This window comes from Agrobacterium rosae (assembly GCF_002915175.1).
In the GTDB taxonomy this organism is placed as follows: Bacteria; Pseudomonadota; Alphaproteobacteria; order Rhizobiales; family Rhizobiaceae; genus Agrobacterium; species Agrobacterium rosae.
In genome coordinates this window covers 284397-302583 of the sequence record NZ_NXEJ01000009.1, presented here as the reverse complement: position 1 = coordinate 302583, position 18187 = coordinate 284397, and the positions used below count along the sequence as shown (strand labels likewise).

General features: G+C 56.7%; 11 protein-coding genes. 4 read left to right on the top strand and 7 right to left on the bottom strand.

What is annotated here, in order from left to right:
- The first annotated feature begins 10 nt into the window (after positions 1 to 10).
- The 4 genes from CPJ18_RS21170 to CPJ18_RS21155 all read left to right on the top strand — a co-directional run bounded on the left by CPJ18_RS21170 (position 11) and on the right by CPJ18_RS21155 (position 8703).
- On the top strand, positions 11 to 4171 hold the full coding sequence (locus CPJ18_RS21170) for a translocation/assembly module TamB domain-containing protein (RefSeq protein ID WP_103659894.1): 4161 nt from the start codon (positions 11 to 13) through the stop codon (positions 4169 to 4171).
- Positions 4172 to 4345: 174 nt separating this feature from the next.
- On the top strand, positions 4346 to 6157 hold the full coding sequence (locus CPJ18_RS21165) for a methyl-accepting chemotaxis protein (protein ID WP_103659893.1): 1812 nt from the start codon (positions 4346 to 4348) through the stop codon (positions 6155 to 6157).
- A complete protein-coding gene (locus CPJ18_RS21160; RefSeq protein WP_077102935.1) occupies positions 6157 to 6633 on the top strand; it encodes a chemotaxis protein CheW in 477 nt (158 codons plus the stop codon). Before CPJ18_RS21165 ends, CPJ18_RS21160 begins: the two co-directional genes overlap by 1 nt.
- 363 nt (positions 6634 to 6996) lie before the next feature.
- Positions 6997 to 8703 (top strand): methyl-accepting chemotaxis protein, encoded by a 1707-nt coding sequence (locus CPJ18_RS21155; RefSeq protein WP_103659892.1) that lies wholly within the window; start codon positions 6997 to 6999, stop codon positions 8701 to 8703.
- A gap of 72 nt (positions 8704 to 8775) precedes the next feature.
- Here CPJ18_RS21155 and CPJ18_RS21150 read toward each other — a convergent pair whose 3' ends face one another.
- The 7 genes from CPJ18_RS21150 to CPJ18_RS21120 all read right to left on the bottom strand — a co-directional run bounded on the left by CPJ18_RS21150 (position 8776) and on the right by CPJ18_RS21120 (position 18177).
- Entirely contained in the window at positions 8776 to 10431 is a 1656-nt protein-coding gene (locus tag CPJ18_RS21150; protein WP_077121582.1) for an OFA family MFS transporter, read from the bottom strand.
- Positions 10432 to 10773: 342 nt separating this feature from the next.
- The gene (locus tag CPJ18_RS21145; RefSeq protein WP_103659891.1) at positions 10774 to 12783 is read right to left on the bottom strand and encodes a sensor histidine kinase; all 2010 of its coding nucleotides are present in this window, start codon (positions 12781 to 12783) and stop codon (positions 10774 to 10776) included.
- A complete protein-coding gene (locus CPJ18_RS21140) occupies positions 12776 to 14161 on the bottom strand; it encodes a sigma-54-dependent transcriptional regulator (RefSeq protein WP_245445450.1) in 1386 nt (461 codons plus the stop codon). The genes CPJ18_RS21145 and CPJ18_RS21140 overlap by 8 nt, the downstream gene beginning before the upstream one ends.
- A 165-nt stretch (positions 14162 to 14326) precedes the next feature.
- On the bottom strand, positions 14327 to 15124 hold the full coding sequence (fdhD, locus tag CPJ18_RS21135) for a formate dehydrogenase accessory sulfurtransferase FdhD (protein WP_245445449.1): 798 nt from the start codon (positions 15122 to 15124) through the stop codon (positions 14327 to 14329).
- Between the two features lie 208 nt (positions 15125 to 15332).
- Entirely contained in the window at positions 15333 to 15740 is a 408-nt protein-coding gene (locus tag CPJ18_RS21130; RefSeq protein WP_077102942.1) for a F0F1 ATP synthase subunit epsilon, read from the bottom strand.
- A 76-nt stretch (positions 15741 to 15816) separates the two neighbouring features.
- Entirely contained in the window at positions 15817 to 17274 is a 1458-nt protein-coding gene (gene atpD / locus CPJ18_RS21125; protein WP_077121241.1) for a F0F1 ATP synthase subunit beta, read from the bottom strand.
- 24 nt (positions 17275 to 17298) lie between these two features.
- Complete coding sequence (locus CPJ18_RS21120) at positions 17299 to 18177, bottom strand: F0F1 ATP synthase subunit gamma (protein ID WP_077102946.1); 879 nt, start codon at positions 18175 to 18177, stop codon at positions 17299 to 17301.
- Positions 18178 to 18187 lie beyond the last annotated feature (10 nt).

The window sequence follows — 18187 nt, the reverse complement described above, 5'->3', positions numbered from 1 at the left end:
ATAGCTTCAGATGACCGCATTGATTCGATTGCTGAAATGGTTCGTCTATATTGCCGTTGGCATCGTTGCGCTGGTCGTGATCGCAGTCCTCTTCATCGGCTATACGCCGACAGGTGCACGGTTTGCCGCAAACCAGATTTCTGCACTCATCTCGACCCCCGACCAAAAAATTGAAATCTCACCCCCTTCCGGTCTGCTGACAGGCGACTTGAGACTGGATAGCGTCGTTCTTTCAGACCGCGAAGGCGTCTACGCGCGCGTTGGCGGCATAGAGGTCGACTGGTCGCCGTCCGCTCTTTTGAAGCGCACGTTTCATGCGCAACGAATTGCGGCCGCCAATGTGACCTTCGACAGGTTGCCGCTGCCATCCACAGCGCCAAAAACCCCGGATTCAAGCGGCTTTTCCCTGCCCGTTGCGATAGACATTGACGACATCTCTTTGCCGGACATCCGCCTTGGCGAACGACTCGCTGGTCGTCCCTTTGAGTTGGCAGCCACGGGTAACGGAACGGCGGCAAACGATGCCATCGCACTGTCTCTCTCTGCCAATCGCAAGGATGAGCCACAGGCGAAGGTCACCGCAGACATCGCCTTTGCGCCTGATGACAACGTGCTGAAACTCGATGCGGCTTTGAACGAACCGCAAGGTGGATTGCTGGCCACTCTTCTGCGCCTTCCCGGTGCGCCCGCAGTTGCCCTGACGGTGAATGGCGAAGGTGCATTATCGGACTGGAGCGGCAAGCTAAGCGGAGCAGTGGCTGGCAACCCGGTTCTCGATCTCAACGGGCGTCATCAACTTGGGCCGGACGGGACCCGACGTGTCGAACTGCATGGTGGAGGTCAGCCGGATATGCTGTTGCCTCCGCTCGTCCGTCAGCTTTTTGCCGGTCAGTCGAAGCTCGATCTCGCCGCGAGCATATCGCCGGAGGGCCGAATCAGCGTCGAAAGCGGCAACCTGGAAACCGGAAAATTGCTGCTGACGGCATCCGGCGCAATGGACACGCAGGGACAGAACGACCTCATCGCCAATTTGATCGGTACGAACGGCCCCGTCGATGTTCGGCTGCCTCTGGAGGGCGGAGAAATCGCCGCTCTGATCAACGGTGTCGATCTGTCTCTTCGTGGCGATGCGAATGCCGCAAAACTGAATATGAGCGCATCGTTGCGATCCCTAACCATGCCGCAGGGTCGTCTGGATGACGTGAAGCTATCGGCAAACAGCGATGATCTCAATCTGACAAACCAGACCGGCACGGTACAAACCTCACTCAGCATTGCCCAGTCGGCAATGACGACACCTGATATTGAGAGGGCCGTCAAAGCGCCGTTGAAGCTGAATGCGCCTTTGCGTATCTCGCCACAGACCATCGCATTCGAAGGTGCAACGCTTGAGAGCGCCAGCATCGGCGGCACTGGCAGCGGGACCTATGATCTGTCTGCGGGCACGATTGCATCCAACCTTCGCCTGTTCGTGCTTCCGGCCGTTTTGCCGCCCGCACTCGCAGAGAAATTCGACACCACCATCGCCATCGACGCCTATGTGAACAGCACGATGGGTGGCGCGACCCGCGTCGAGAACCTCGTCGTCAAATCCGGAACGCTGGAAGCCAATGGCGATCTCTCACTGGAGAATGGCAATGTCAGTGCAAAGCTCGGCGGGCGTTTGCCCGCGCTTGAAAAGCTGACCCCACAAGCCTCGGGTGCACTTGGATTTTATCTGGATGCCACTGGCCCTATCAACGCTGCCGATTTCCAGGTTAGCCTGAACTCGGCCAAAGCGACGCTGGCTGGTCGTGCGCTGGAAGCGTTAAAAGTCTCAGCAAAGGGCAAAGCCGATTTCAACGCACCGCAGGCACAGTTGCAGGCCAGCGGAACACTGGACGGACAGGTCATCGATGCGTCTGGCGACTTGGTTCAGAGTGAAAACGGCACGGCTATTCCGAAATTGAATGTTACGGTCGGGCGCAATGTTTTGACCGGCAACCTGCAATTCACACCGCAATTCCTGCCATCCGGCAACCTCTCTTTCGATTTCCCCGATCTTTCTCTGCTGGCCGCACTGGCGGCCCAACAGGCCAATGGCGACGTCAAAGGCGACGTCGTGGTGTCCAATGCGGATGGAAAGATCGCAGCAACGATCCGTGCCGCCGGTGGCATCATCTCTCAAGGCACGACGACCGTCTCCAAACTTGCGGCCGATCTCAAGGTCGATGATGTCATGGCGCTCGCGGCAAATGGCAAGGTAACCGCTGAAACCATCAATGCTGGTGCAGTCTCTATCTCCGGCCTTGACCTCGACATCAATCACTCCGGCACGGCAACCGCGTTCGACCTCAACGCCCGTTACGACAATGCACCTATGCTCCTCAAGGGAAGCATCGATACGGGTGCTGCCCCGATCACGGTGAAACTGGACGCCCTCTCAGCCACGCCTCGCGGCATTCCGGTCAAGCTGTCACAACCAACCTCCATAGCCATCAACAACGGAACAGCACGCATCTCCGGCCTCGTTATCCAGACCGGAAATGGACGTATCGAAGTCAATGGCACGGCCGGATCGGCGCTCGATCTCAATACGGCCATCCGTGCGCTTCCCGCCAATCTGGCCAATGCGTTTTCCCCTGGCCTCGACGCATCCGGAACGATTTCCGGAATAGTGACCGCAAAGGGCTCGGCATCCGATCCGACGGTGGTCTATGACCTGACATGGTCCGATGCCGCGGTCAGCCAGACACGCAGTGCAGGTCTGGGCTCGCTTGGCGTGAAAGCCAAAGGGCAATTCGCCAGCGGCACCTTGAGACTGGATACCAATGTCACGGCGCAGGGCGGGCTGACGATTTCCGGCGGTGGAACACTCGGCATCAGCGGTAACCGACCATTGTCGATGGCTTTCAAGGGAAACCTGCCCCTTGGTGTTCTTGGCGCTCAGACATCGGCACAGGGTTTTGACGTCGCGGGCACGGCAGCCGTCGATGTCAAGATCGAAGGCACAGCCAGCTCCCCTATCGTGACCGGCAGCATAACGACGAACGGCACACGCGTCACCGATGTACGCCGCAATCTGACGGTCAACAATCTTGGCGTCGCAATCAATTTTGACCGCGATAGAGCGACAATCTCCCGATTAAGCGGGCAACTTGCAGGCGGTGGAACGATCTCCGGTACTGGCTCCGTCGGCATCTTGCCAGCCTCCGGTTTCCCGGCAGATCTGACCATTACTCTCAATCGCGCCGCCTATAATGATGGCACGCTGTTCACAACCCAGGCCAGCGGCACTCTGACGCTGAAAGGTCCCGTACTCTCGTCACCGGTCCTGGGTGGCACGATCACACTGGACAAAAGTGCCATCACCATACCGGAGCGCCTGCCGGCCTCCCTCCAGCAGATCGATGTGAAGCACAAGAACGCGCCACGGGCGGTGCGTGTGCAGGACCAGAAATTGAACGGTGACAAGGGCGGTAGCGGCAGATCGTCGTCCATGGCACTGGACCTCAAGATCAATGCGCCCAGCGGTATCTTCGTTCGCGGCCGGGGCGTCGATGCGGAATTGACCGGCGGCGTGACCGTGCGCGGCACCGCCGCCAATCCCGAAGTCTCAGGCGGCTTCGAGATGAAGCGCGGCAGACTGGAAATTTTGACCCGGCGCCTGGATTTCACCACCGGCGACATCACGTTCGGCGGCGGGCTGGTGCCGGTTCTCAACATGGCGGCCGACTCGACAGCTGGCTCCACGACCGTGACCGTATCAGTCACCGGGAATGCGAATGACCCAGCCTTTGCATTCACATCGTCCCCCGCATTGCCACAGGACGAGGTGATGGCGCAGTTGATCTTCGGTCAGTCCATGTCGAAGCTCTCCGCCTTGCAGATCGCAAGACTTGCAGATGCCGCAGGACAACTGGCCGGGGGGCGCTCTACATCGCTTTTCGATAGTCTGCGCAGCAATCTCGGTATTGACGATCTCGATATATCGACCGATTCCGAAGGTCAGGCACGCGTTTCGGCCGGCAAATATCTCAATGAAAAGACCTATCTGGAACTGGAGCAAAGCGGAAGAACCGGCGCAAAAGCCATCATCAATCTCGATGTCGGCAAGGGCGTCAAACTGCGCGGGTCAGCGGGCGGCGACGGTGAAGGTGCTGCCGGTATTTTCTACGAAAAAGAATATTGATCGGCATGAGGCGGCGGGAGCCCTTATGGTTTCTCGCATCTCACCTTAATCGAATATCAATAATCGGCGAATTCAGAGATCCTTAAAGATAATGTTGTAGATGAATTGTTGTTGCCTTGAACAGTTCGCTGACTGTTCACGTCCGCGCGCAACAGCAAAAGCCGCAATGCGCACATGCGTGTGCCATTGTCATGGAGTGTCATCCACGTGCTATCTCTTCTTGGAACGCATGCGAAAGCCGTTCTAACCGCTCTTAGCCACTCGCAGGCGATGATCGAGTTTGACACCGGTGGCATAATTCTTTCAGCCAACGAAAACTTCTGCCGAGCCATGGGCTACACCGCCGAGCAAATCGTCGGGAAGCATCACAGCATGTTTTGCGAAGCTGACTATGCCAAAAGTCAGGATTACCGCACGTTCTGGAAAAATCTCGCCGATGGAAAATATCAGGCGCAGCAGTACAAGCGACTCGCCAATGGCGGACGCGAAGTCTGGATTCAGGCCTCCTATAACCCTGTTGTCATCGGTAGCAGGGTAAAGAGCATCGTAAAGATCGCGACCGTGATCACCGAGGCCAAGACGAAGTCCGCCGAAGACTCCGGCAAGCTCAACGCATTGTCGCGCGCTCAGGCCATCATCGAGTTCACCACGTCTGGCGACATCATCACCGCCAATGAGAATTTTCTCTCCTGCCTGGGTTACAGTCTTCAGGAAATCCGTGGGCAGCACCACCGCATGTTCTGCGACGAGCAGTTCCGCAACAGTTCCGACTATGCGGAGTTCTGGCGCAAGCTTGCGGCAGGAGAATTCATTTCCGCCGAATTCAAGCGTATCGGCAAGGGTGGCAAAGAGGTCTGGATTCAGGCATCTTACAATCCCATCATGGATCAGGATGGTCGAGTTTTCAAAGTCGTGAAGTTTGCGACCGATGTCACTGAACGCGTTCGCGCAGTGGATGAGCTGGCACACAGCCTGACAGCCTTGGCAAATGGTGACCTGACTGCAACCATTGAAACACCTTTCATTCCAACGCTGGAAAAGGTGCGTCAGGATCTGAACGGCTCGCTGCAAAAGCTGCAGAGCGCCATGCGTGATGTTGCGGAAAGCACCGGCAGCATAGCCACCGGATCGCGCGAAGTTAGCGAAGCCTCGGATAATCTTGCCAAGCGCACGGAGCAGCAAGCCGCAGCCGTCGAAGAAACCTCCGCAGCCCTCAACGAAATCACCAGAACCGTCGCGCAGAACACAGTCCGCGCGGAAGAGTCCGGTCAGCTCGTCGCAAAAACAAAGGCAGGTGCCGAACGTTCGGGAGCTGTCGTTGGCAAGGCGATAGAAGCTATGGGGCGCATCTCGCAATCATCGAGCGAAATCAGCAACATTATCAGCGTCATCGACGACATCGCCTTCCAGACCAATCTTCTTGCGCTGAACGCTGGCGTCGAGGCTGCTCGTGCTGGTGAAGCCGGAAAAGGCTTTGCAGTTGTCGCCCAGGAAGTACGAGAGCTTGCGCAACGGTCTGCCAAAGCTGCCAAGGAAATCAAAACGCTCATCAACACCTCTGCCGAACAGGTGAAGGAAGGCGTCGAACTGGTTGGTGAAACCGGCAAAGCGCTCGATACGATCGTAACGCAGGTCTCCGAAATCAACAATCATGTCGGTGCGATCGTTGAAACTGCACGAGAACAGGCCAACGGTCTGAAAGAGATCAATCACGCCGTCGAAGCAATGGATACCAATACGCAGCAAAATGCCGCCATGGTGGAAGAAACGACTGCCGCCAGCCACAGCCTTGCTCACGAAGCTGATGTACTGAGAAATTTGTTAACGCAGTTTAGATTTGGGAAACATTCTTCTGTTACGAATCATAGGATGAAGCCGGAAGAAAAAGCCCCGGTTGTTCGTACACCAGGCAGGATGCCAAAATCCGGATACGCTAGCGTCGGTGCGCTCGCACTAGCCCAGAACAAGGATTGGGAAGAATTCTGATGGTTACGATTAATTCTACGAACTTTGGTGGCGATACCCTCGAAATCATCGCGTTTCGTCTCCACGATCAGGAGTTCTGCGTCAAAACGACCACGATCCGTGAAATTCGCGGCTGGGCTCCGTCCACACCATTGCCACACGCGCCAAAAGACGTGATCGGCGTTATGAACCTTCGCGGATCGGTCATTCCGATCATCGACCTCGCTTACAAGCTTGGCATGAAGAGCACCGTTGCCAACGAGCGTAGCGCCATCGTCGTCGCTGAAGTTCACAACATGGTCATCGGCATGCTTGTTGACCGCGTTTCGGACATTCTGACGATCCCAGCAAGCCAGGTACAGCCCGTTCCGGAAGTCTCCGCCTCCTTCGACAAGTCGTTCTCGGAAGGTATCATTGCCAACGAACACGGCATGATCTGCTTCCTGAACCTTGCCAAGATGTTCAAGGGTGCCGACCTAGAGGACATCGCCGCTTAAGCGCTGCGCCGATCACTTTTTTATTGAGAGACTTTAAAACGCTGTTGGGCAGATGCCGGACAGCGTTTTTTGCATTTGCGCGCAACGACAAAAAATCTGCGGACTTCATGAAACATGTCTCCATCTGCGGGATACAACGCAGAAATAAACAATTATCCGACATCGTTAAAATCCAGCCCAAAATTAGTCTTGCGAACGCGAAAAATAAACTTCGGCGATAGTTGTCATCAACTTTGTATTAATATTAATAAGCTCTAATGCAATTAAAGAACGAACTTATAAATGCAACCTAAACCTCAATCGAAAACGCGCGCGACGTAGCAATGTACAGCCGCGGCTTTTTTCAGCTCACTTGGAGACAATATGCTTTGGCTGGGAAAAAATGCGGACAACAGACACGTCCTTGAGGCCTTTTCAGCCTCTCAGGCCATGATCGAGTTCGATCTGAAAGGAAATATTCTCAACGCAAACGAGAACTTTTGTAAGGCACTTGGTTACAAGTTGGAAGAGATCGTTGGCAAGCACCACCGCATCTTCTGTGATAGAGACTATGTGGGCACCCAAGCCTATGCCGAGTTTTGGAAAAGCCTGGCGAGCGGGAAATTTGACGCACAGGACTATAAACGCATCCGCAAGGACGGCACCGAGATATGGATCGAAGCATCCTACAATCCTGTCTATCGCAGCGGTCAGCCCTACAAAGTCGTAAAAATCGCGACCGACATCACTGCGAAAAAATTGAAGGCAAAGGAAGATAGCGGCAAGCTGGAAGCGATCTCGCGCTCGCAGGCCGTCATCGAATTTCTGCCAACGGGCGAAATCATCACCGCCAACGACAATTTCTGCGCCACGTTGAACTACGCACTGACGGAGATAGCCGGTAAGCATCACCGCATCTTCTGCGAGCCTGCTTATGCGGCCTCCAGCGAATACGCAAACTTCTGGAAACGACTGGCAGCAGGCGAGTTTATTTCCGATGAGTTCGTGCGTTTCGGCAAGAACGGCAAGGAAGTCTGGATCCAGGCCGCATACAACCCCATCTTGAACGACAAGGGAGAGGTCGTCAAAGTCGTCAAATTCGCGACGGATGTGACGCCTCGCATGAGCGCTATTTCAACTCTGGGCGATGCATTGCGCCTTCTGGCGGAAGGAGAGCTTCGCCAGCGTCTCGATAAACCCTTCGTCCCGAGCATGGAGAAGCTGCGTGGCGACTTCAACGAGGTGATCGAAAAACTGCGCTCGACCATGCAAACGGTGGCACAAAACGCTGCCACCATTGCCTCGGGCTCTGCCGAAATCCGCGTGGCGGCAGACCAGCTGGCGCGCCGTACCGAACAGCAGGCCGCATCTTTGGAAGAAAGCGCCGCCGCCCTGGAGGAAATCACCACGACGGTGAAGGATTCCAGCAAAGGCGCGGACGAAGCAGGAAAACTGGTCGGCTCCACCAAGGAAAGTGCGGAGCGCTCCGGCGACATCGTCCACCGGGCTATTGGAGCGATGGATAAGATTTCCCAGTCTTCTGGCGAAATCACCAATATCATCGGCGTCATCGATGACATCGCGTTTCAGACCAATCTTCTGGCCCTGAATGCTGGTGTGGAGGCTGCACGTGCCGGTGAAGCTGGCAAAGGTTTTGCCGTTGTTGCCCAGGAAGTCCGTGAACTTGCGCAACGTTCTGCAAGCGCTGCCAAGGCGATCAAGGAACTTATCAATACGTCTCGCCAGCATGTCGCCAATGGCGTCGATCTCGTTGGTCAGACGGGTGATGCCCTCAAGCAGATTGCGTTGCAGGTCAGCCAAATCGATGTCAACGTCTCGACTATCGTCAGAGCATCCAAGGAGCAGGCGACCGGTCTGGCTGAAATCAACAATGCCGTGAACCTGATGGACCAAGCCACCCAGAAAAACGCCGCGATGGTGGAGGAAACCACCGCAGCAAGCCACGGACTGGCGCGCGAGGCGGAAAGCCTGCGAGAGTTGCTGACGCAGTTCAACGTTGGCAACCCGACCACGGCAGGCGCCTCCGCCAGCTATGACGCACAACCTGTTTCGAAACGGCTATCTGCCTGAAGGTAATAGCGTAGAGACTTTGAAAATAAAAAAGGCGGCCCGAGAGCCGCCTTTTCTGTTGAGATGAGATGATCAGGTGAACAGAACGAAAGTCTTCTGCAACGTGATCCAGATACCCCAGGCGATGGGAATGCCGACGATGGCCCAGGCGATCAGCGCCTTGGCATCGAAGCCACCCTTGCCGATGCCGAAGGAACCGGAAGGACCGGTGTCTGTCGACTTGGTTTTGGCCTGAAGCGAAGCGACCTCTTCGTCCGACATGTACCACTTGTCTGCCAGCGGCTTGACCATGAGGTTGGCGATCAAACCCAACGCCAGCATGCCCGCGAGAATATACATGGTGAAGTCATAGACCTGCGCGCGTGGAATGCCCGCTGCGATCTGCGCTTCGCGAATGTAGTTCACGACGACAGGACCGATGATGCCAGCCGTTGCCCAAGCTGTGAGCAAGCGACCGTGGATCGCGCCCACGAATTGCGTGCCGAAAATATCCGCCAGATAGGCAGGCACCGTGGCAAAGCCACCGCCATACATCGAAACGATGATGCAGAGCATACCGACAAACAGCGCCTTGCTACCGATACCGGCAGCCCATGGAGCCGATGCGTATAGCACGATGCCAAGAGCAAAGAAGGTGAAGTAGGTTGCCTTGCGGCCAATACGGTCGGACAGCGACGCCCAGAAGAAGCGGCCACCGATGTTGAAGACCGACAGCAGACCGGTGAAACCAGCAGCAATGGCGGCGATGGAGGCCAGCTGTTCCGTCGTCAGATCCGAGAACTTCACGTCCGGCAGACCCAAGAGCGAACCGGCAAAGATTTCCTGCAGCATTGGCGACGCCATGCCGAGAACACCGATACCAGCAGATACGTTCAGGCACAGAACCAGCCAGATCATCCAGAACTGCTTGGTCTTATGCGCGTTTTTCAGGTGAACGTGGCGCGTCGTGATCATGGAGTTCTTGGCAGCCGGAGCGGTCCAGCCTTCAGGCTTCCAGCCTGCTGGCGGAATGCGGTAGCCAAATGCACCCGCCATCATGAAGACGAAATAGATTGCCGCCATGACGAGGAAGGTTTCCCAGACGCCGATGGAAACATCGGTGCGGAAATGGCGCATCAGGGTATCGGCCAAAGGCGCGCCGATCATCGCACCACCGCCAAAGCCCATGATTGCCATGCCGGTCGCCATGCCGCGACGGTCGGGGAACCACTTGATCAGCGTCGAAACCGGCGAAATATAGCCAAGTCCAAGGCCGATACCACCGATGACGCCAGCACCGAACCACATCAGCCACAGCTGGTGGGTCATGATGCCGACAGCCGCAACGGCCATGCCGCCGCACCAGCAGATGGCGGATACGAAACCAGCCTTGCGCGGACCGGCACGTTCCAGCCAGCCGCCCCAGATGGCAGCGGAGCAGCCAAGCAGAACGAAGAACAGCGTGTAGATCCAGCCAAGGTCACTGACGCGCCAGTCGCAGGTCGTCGTGAACAGGGCCGAGCCCAATGTCAAATCGGCACAGGCGACGGAAGAGGTGATGCCGATGGCCTTGGTCAACGGCAGCCAGAAAACGGAAAAGCCGTAAGCCATGCCGATGCAAAGATGGATGCAGAGCGCAGCCGGTGGCACCAGCCAACGGTTGAAGCCCGGCTTTGCGATAATTCTTTCACGGTCCAGAAGACCAGCACCCGTCGCCCCCGGCGCGAATGCTTCGTTCGTAGCAGTCATTGTGATGTCCCTCCATTCACCGCAAAGCGATGAATTTCGATTGTTGTTTATGTTCCGGCCCTGCTCGCGCGCCCTGCCATAATCGGGCAAGGCGCGCCCCACTCTTCCGAAACAATGTCCCAAGCCCCACGGGCTTTGCCGAAACCGGTCACCTCTGACGGGAACGCTTGTTTTCAGCAGCCTTTGTGATGCAACCACTGCTCAGCAATTCATGTGCCAGAATGAAAATTGTTATTTATCAAAACGATAGGGTGCGCCGAGTTGAACACCGAGACAAAATGTCCCACCCGCCGCGACAAAATGTCCAGCCTACATGATTTTGAATACTGAGAACGACGAAGATCAGACAGTTTGCGGCAGCCAGATCGTAAATGTCGTGCCATGGCCGACGGTGCTTTCGACGGTGATGTCACCACCCTGGCGCACGATCAGCATCTGGCTGACGGAGAGACCAAGCCCGGTCCCCTCCTGACGCTTCGTGGTAAAAAACGGATCGAAAATACGCTCGACCACATCCGCGCTCATGCCAATACCGGTATCAGCCACAATGATCGAAACGCCCTGAGAGCCATGTCTTTCAGCATCATGGCTGCGCAGAGCAAGCGTGCCGCCTTGCGGCATGGCATGTGCGGCGTTGACGATGAGATTGACAAGCACCTGCTGAAGCTCCGTGCGGTTCATCATGACCTGCCCGTCAGCGCGGTCATCACGCACCACATCGATGCCCGCCCGGCTCAACACATGTTTGACGAGCGGCATGCAATCGGAAATCACATCTGCAGGGTTTTGTCGTTCCACATAACCGGCGAATTCCTCCGGCCTTGCAAACTGCAAAAGCTTGCCCACGATCCGGCTGATACGGTCCACCTGCTCGTCGATCAGGTTGAATTCCGTTGTCGCAGCATCCGCCTGCTGTCCCAGCACGGCTCGTGCCACCTCCAGATTGCCCTGTATGACGGCGATCGGGTTGTTGATCTCATGCGCAACGCCTGCGGTGATTTCACCGATGGTTGCAAGCTTCTCGGACATGACGAGCTGCTTCGTCGTCGCTTCGATTTGCAGGTTGGCGAGCTGCAATTCCTGTGTCCGCTCTTCCACGCGCACGTTCAACTCTTCATTCCAGGCCCGCAACTCACCCTCGCGCTGCTGAAGCCGTGCCAGAAGACCATCGAGATGCACAGCCACGCGCCCGATTTCATCATTCATGGGTGGCAGGCCGGTTCTGGCACCCATATCCCCCTCCTCCACACTGGCAATGGTCTGGGTCATGCGCTCCAGCGGCTTGAAGATGCCACGCGCCCAGCGCAGAAAAACCGGAATGCTGAGGATCGTGATCCCCAAAAAGGCGGCGATAACGGAGCCCAGCGTCTCATATTTGGCGCGTGCGAATGGCGCTTCGAGAAAGCCGACATAAAGCATGCCAATCCGCTTGCCATAGCTGTCGGTCAGCGGTTCATAGGCCGAGATATACCAGTCATTGACGACATAAGCGCTGTCGAGCCAGACCCGCCCGTTATCCAGCACGGTCGATCGCACTGCATCAGACACCCGCGTTCCCAGCGCACGGCGGTTTTCGAACAGGCGCACATTGGTGCTGATGCGCACATCGTCTAGAAACAGCGTCGCCGTTCCCTGACTACCGTCGGGAAGACTTGCCTCGCGGTAGACCAGATCGTTGATCGTATCGATGAAATCGAGATTCTGGTTCAAGAGCTTGCCGCCCACCAGCGCCGCCACCTCTCCACCGGGCAGCATCACCGGGCTTGCGGCGTGGATCACCATGCCGCGCGTCTCGAACTGTTTTTCCGCTGATGCAGGCACCAGCTCCAACGTTGCGCGGTCACCCAGATCGGGTGAGATATCGCGCAGTTCATTTTGCGAAAATACATCCATCGCAAAGGAAGGACTGCCGCCAAGCGCCTTGGCACGAACCGGCCAATCCGTGCGCACCTTTGCCACCTGCGAACCGGCGCTGGCCGTGACAGCACCATTCCTGTCGATGACGAACAGAAAATCGAGGCCCAGCCTGCCCCGGCTCGTTTCCAGATATTCGGCAAGCGGCAGCGACTGCTGCTGCACCAATATGTCGTGAAGCCGTGCTGAATTGGCGATGGCATCCAGACGCTCGCCGGTGTTCTCCAGAATTGTCGCGAGATATTGGTGCGCAATGGTCAGATCACCATTCACTTTGGAAATCAGCAACGCATCGAACTTGGAGCTCCACCGCGTCATCGTTACGCCGAGCAGCAGCGGCAACACGACCAGCATCGGCAAAAGCGCAATGGCAAGCAGGCGAACACGAACTGATCGCGATGACTTCACAGTTTTTGGGAGCGGGACGTCGTCAGCCATGCCAGGATGACAGCTTGCGATCTATCGTCTTGCGGGAAACGCCCAAACGACGCGATGCCTCATCCCTGTTGCCGCCCAACTCCTCCAGCACCGCTAGAATATGCCGCCGCTCGACATCATCAAGCGTGCCACTGGCAACAGGCGCTGGAGAACCACCGCGCAAATCGTTGGGGAAACGACCAAGGATAAGACTGCGCTCGATCAGATTGCGCAACTCACGCACGTTGCCCGGCCAATGATAAGCCAGCATCATGGACCTTGCAGCATTGTCGATTTGGACCGGCGGCATCCCGAGTTGCTGCGAAAGCTTGTGCATGAACAGATCGGCCAGTTCCACCACATCCCGCTCGCGGTCTCGCAGCGGTGCGAGATAAATCTGCATGACATTGATGCGATAATAAAGATCGGCCCTGAAACGCCCCTTCTCGACGTCGCTCGCCAGATCCGCATTGGTGGCGAAAACGAGCCTGATATCCACCGGCACTTCGCGCTCCGCCCCAACCGGCCGTACCTTCCGGTCTTCGATTACCCGCAGAAGCTTGCTCTGCAACGCCATCGGCATTTCACCGATTTCATCCAGAAACAATGTGCCGCCCTGCGCGTGCATGAAAAGCCCCTCGCGCCGATTGTCCGCGCCTGTAAACGCGCCCTTCACATGGCCGAACAACTCGGTTTCCAGCATATCGGAGGGAATGGCTGCGCAGTTGATGGGGACGAATGGCTTGCCAGCGCGGTCGGACAATTCATGGATAGAGCGGGCCAGCACTTCCTTGCCGGTGCCAGATTCGCCGGTCAGCAAAACGGATGTGGGAAGCGGGGCAACGCGGCTGATCATCTCCCGTGTCTGCTGGATGGTGGCGGAACTGCCCACCAAGCGGTCACGCAGGAAAAGATGATCGGACGCAGCCTTCAGTTCGTATTTCAGTGCAAAGTTTTCGCGCTGCAACTGGATTCGGTCCAGCGAACGGGAAATCGCATTGAGAAGCTGGTTGGAGCGAAACGGTTTCAGCAAGAAATCGGCAGCACCGGCCCGGATTGCCAGAATGGCGGTTTCGAGATCGGCATAGGCCGTCATCAGAATGGCTTCCGCATAAAGCCCAATGGCGCGCTGTTCGGTCAGCCACTCCAGTCCGGTCTTCTTCGGCATAATGTTGTCAAGGATGACGATATCGAAATGCCGCTCATCCAGCTTGCGGCTCGCCTCGGTGGTATCGGCTGCCTCATCCACGAATTTGCAACGCGGCTCCAGCGTGCGCATGAGAAAATTGCGGATTCCCGGCTCGTCATCCACAACCAGAATGGACGCCTTTGCAAGCCAAGGACCGAACTCGGATTCTTGAGCCACACCTCGCGGCTTGGGAATCACTTCTTGCTGCACATCGCTCTCCTGCGATTAGCGTTCATCAACGCGCGACGCTCTCCAGCTAAGAGCGGCTCACGGATCGACCAACGCATCATGCTAATTCATACCGACCGGCCCACAGCGCCGCACCGAAATTGACGAATAGCAGAGGCAGAGCCAAAAGCAAAATCGGCAAAACCTCTACGAAGTAGAATGAGCCTGCGCTGTATCAAGAACGACGCGATTGAAATGTGTGAAGACTTCGAAGTCGTCGCCGCGTGCGAGCGCAATCAACGTCATCCCCGCGGCATCTGCCGTTTCAACCGCAAGCGCCGTTGGGGCGGACACGGCAACCAATATGCCACTTCCAAGGATTGCAGCCTTCTGCACCATTTCAACGGAGAGACGGCTCGTGACGACCACGACACCGTCCCGACCGGCATGCCCTGAGCGCAGCACCGCACCGGTCAGCTTATCGAGTGCATTATGCCGACCGACGTCCTCCCGCACGGCAATTAACCCGATTTCTGGCACGTAAAAGCCTGCGCCATGGACGGCTCGTGTTTCTGTGTGAAGCGGCTGCGCACCATTCAGAGCGTTCATTGCGGTCGCGATTGTCTCCGCGTCGAGGCCGAGACGCACGTTGGACACATCAGGTACGACACGCACAGCCTGCTCGATGGATTCAATACCGCAAAGACCACAACCGACAGGACCGGCCATATGCCGACGGCGAAGGCGCAGGGCATCCGCCTGCGCATCGCGAAGCGTGACTTGCACGTCGAATCCTCGGTCTGCATCCAGAACATCGATGCAGTCGATCTCGTCAGCGCTGGAAATGATGCCTTCGGTCAAGCTGAAACCGGTCGCAAAATCTTCAAGGTCAGCGGGTGTTGCCATCATCACCGCATGGGTCGAACCGCCATAGGAAAAAGCGATCGGCACTTCTTCCGGCACAATGCGTTTGCCGGTGGCAACAACGCCATCGCGACGCGACATTCTGATAACTGGTCTGGATATGTTTTTGCCTGGCATCACATGGGACCTTATCCATCATCGACCGCGCTGCATCACATGTCGGCTCTATTCATGGCGGATGCGGCATCTTGGCCGCGACACCCTCATATGAAAACAAAAAAGCGGCCATCTAGGCCGCTTTCGTAAACCGGAGGGGGCGTCATTCCTTTGGAGAACCCGCCCTGTCCTTTCAAGCTGCGACGAGAACCTCATGAAGGTTCGTCAGTTCGTACATGTACTTCTCAAGCTTCGTGCGATGTTCGTGATGACCGGTCTCGTCAATTTCTGCCTTGGCAGCATCGATCCGCTTCTGAAGCGTATCCGGTGTCATCTCATCGGCTGCAACGGCAGATTCGGCAAGCAATGTGCAGCCGCTCTGTACGATGTCGGCAAAACCACCGAAGACAACGTATTTATGCGTTTCGCCAGAAGCGAACTTCACTTTGACGACGCCGGGCTTGATGGTCGTCATAACAGGCGCATGGTTCGGCAGAATCGTCATTTCGCCAAGCGTGGCGGGAATGACAACTTCAGTGACCGTTTCGGAAACAAGCAGACGCTCCGGAGAAACAAGTTCGAATTTGAAACTGTCGGCCATGGCTATTCACTTCTTTTCTGTTGCGCGACGAACAAAGGCGCGTGGAAAAGCCACGCGCCTTTTCTTGATAGCATTATCAGGCGACTTCAGCAGCCATCTTCTTGGCCTTCTCGATGGCTTCTTCCATCGAACCGACCATGTAGAAAGCAGCTTCCGGCAGATGATCATACTCGCCGTTGACGAGACCCTTGAAGCCCTTGATCGTGTCTTCGAGAGCCACGAGCTTGCCAGGGGCGCCGGTGAAGATTTCAGCCACGAAGAATGGCTGCGACAGGAAGCGTTCGATCTTACGAGCGCGCGCAACGGCCAAACGGTCTTCTTCAGACAGTTCGTCCATGCCGAGGATGGCGATGATGTCCTGGAGAGCCTTGTAGCGCTGCAAGGTCATCTGAACCTTACGGGCAACTTCATAGTGCTCTTCGCCAACGATCAGCGGGTCGAGCATGCGCGACGTGGAGTCGAGCGGGTCAACAGCCGGGTAAATACCCTTTTCGGCGATCGAACGCGATAGAACCGTCGTTGCGTCCAAGTGGGCGAACGATGTTGCCGGTGCAGGGTCGGTCAAGTCGTCGGCAGGCACGTAAATGGCCTGAACCGAGGTGATCGAACCCTTGGTCGTGGTGGTGATGCGTTCCTGCATCTGGCCCATGTCGGTTGCCAGCGTTGGCTGATAACCCACAGCCGAAGGAATACGGCCCAAGAGAGCCGACACTTCGGAACCAGCCTGCGTGAAGCGGAAGATGTTGTCCACGAAGAACAGAACGTCCTGGCCCTTGTCACGGAAGTCTTCAGCGATGGTCAGACCCGTCAGAGCAACGCGAGCACGCGCACCTGGTGGCTCGTTCATCTGGCCGTAAACGAGCGCAGCCTTCGAGCCTTCGCCGCCGCCGTGCTTGTTCACGCCGGATTCGATCATTTCGTGGTAAAGGTCGTTGCCTTCGCGGGTACGTTCACCCACGCCAGCAAACACCGAGTAACCACCGTGCGCCTTGGCAACGTTGTTGATCAGTTCCATGATCAGAACGGTCTTGCCAACGCCGGCACCGCCGAACAGGCCAATCTTGCCGCCCTTAGCGTAAGGTGCCAAGAGGTCGACGACCTTGATGCCGGTAACCAGAATCTGGCCATCTGTCGACTGCTCGACGTAGGAAGGCGCTTCCTGGTGAATGGCGCGCATGCCTGAAGTAACCAGCGGGCCTGCTTCGTCAACCGGCTCGCCGATGACGTTCATGATACGACCAAGCGTCTCAGGACCGACGGGAACGGTGATCGGAGCGCCCGTGTCACGAACGGCCTGACCGCGAACCAGACCTTCGGTCGAGTCCATGGCGATTGTACGCACGACGTTTTCGCCGAGGTGCTGCGCAACTTCGAGAACCAGACGGTTGCCGTTGTTGTCAGTTTCAATCGCGTTGAGGATCGCAGGCAGGTCGCCTTCGAACGCCACGTCGACAACAGCGCCGATAACCTGCGTAACCTTGCCGGTCGCGCCAGTGATCGCTGCGGTTTTCTTTGGGGTAGCTGCCTTAGCCATTATCCTTACCCTCTTTCCTTAACCTCAGAGCGCTTCCGCGCCCGAAATGATTTCAATCAGTTCCTTGGTGATCTGAGCCTGACGCTGACGGTTATAGGAAAGCGTCAACTTGTTGATCATTTCACCGGCGTTGCGCGTGGCATTGTCCATCGCGCTCATCTTGGCACCCATTTCGCCAGCCACGTTTTCGAGCAGAGCCCGGAAAACCTGAACCGAAATGTTGCGCGGAATAAGATCTTCCAGAATGGAAGCCGCATCCGGCTCGTATTCGTAAATCGCCGTCGTCGCAGACTGCTCGACCTCGACCGCAGGTGCCGCAGCAGGAATAAGCTGCAGACCTGTCGGGATCTGGCTGATGACCGATTTGAACTCGGAATAGATCAGCGTGCAGACATCGAACTCACCGGCGTTGAAACGCGCGATGATCTTCTTGGCGATGCCATCGGCGTTCTCGAAACCCACCCGCTTCACGTCACGCAGTTCAATGCGCTCGATGATGTTGGATGAGAATTCGCGACGCAGGCTATCGTAGCCCTTCTTGCCGACGGTCATGATCTTGACCGTCTTGCCCTGCGCGATCAGCTTGCGAGCACGATCACGAGCAAAACGGGAAATCTGAGCGTTGAAACCACCGCAAAGACCACGGTCAGCCGTGCAGACGACGAGCAGATGCACGTCGTCCTTGCCCGTACCGGTCATCAGAACCGGAGCAACGTCTGCCTCTACCGCCTGAGCGATATTGGCAAGCACGGCACCCATGCGCTGCGAGTAAGGCCGGGCGGCCTCCGCAGCTTCCTGGGCGCGCCGAAGCTTCGCCGCGGCGACCATTTTCATCGCCTTGGTAATCTTCTGCGTCGCCTTTACGGAGGCTATGCGGTTTTTCAGATCCTTTAGTGAAGGCATCCGTTATCCG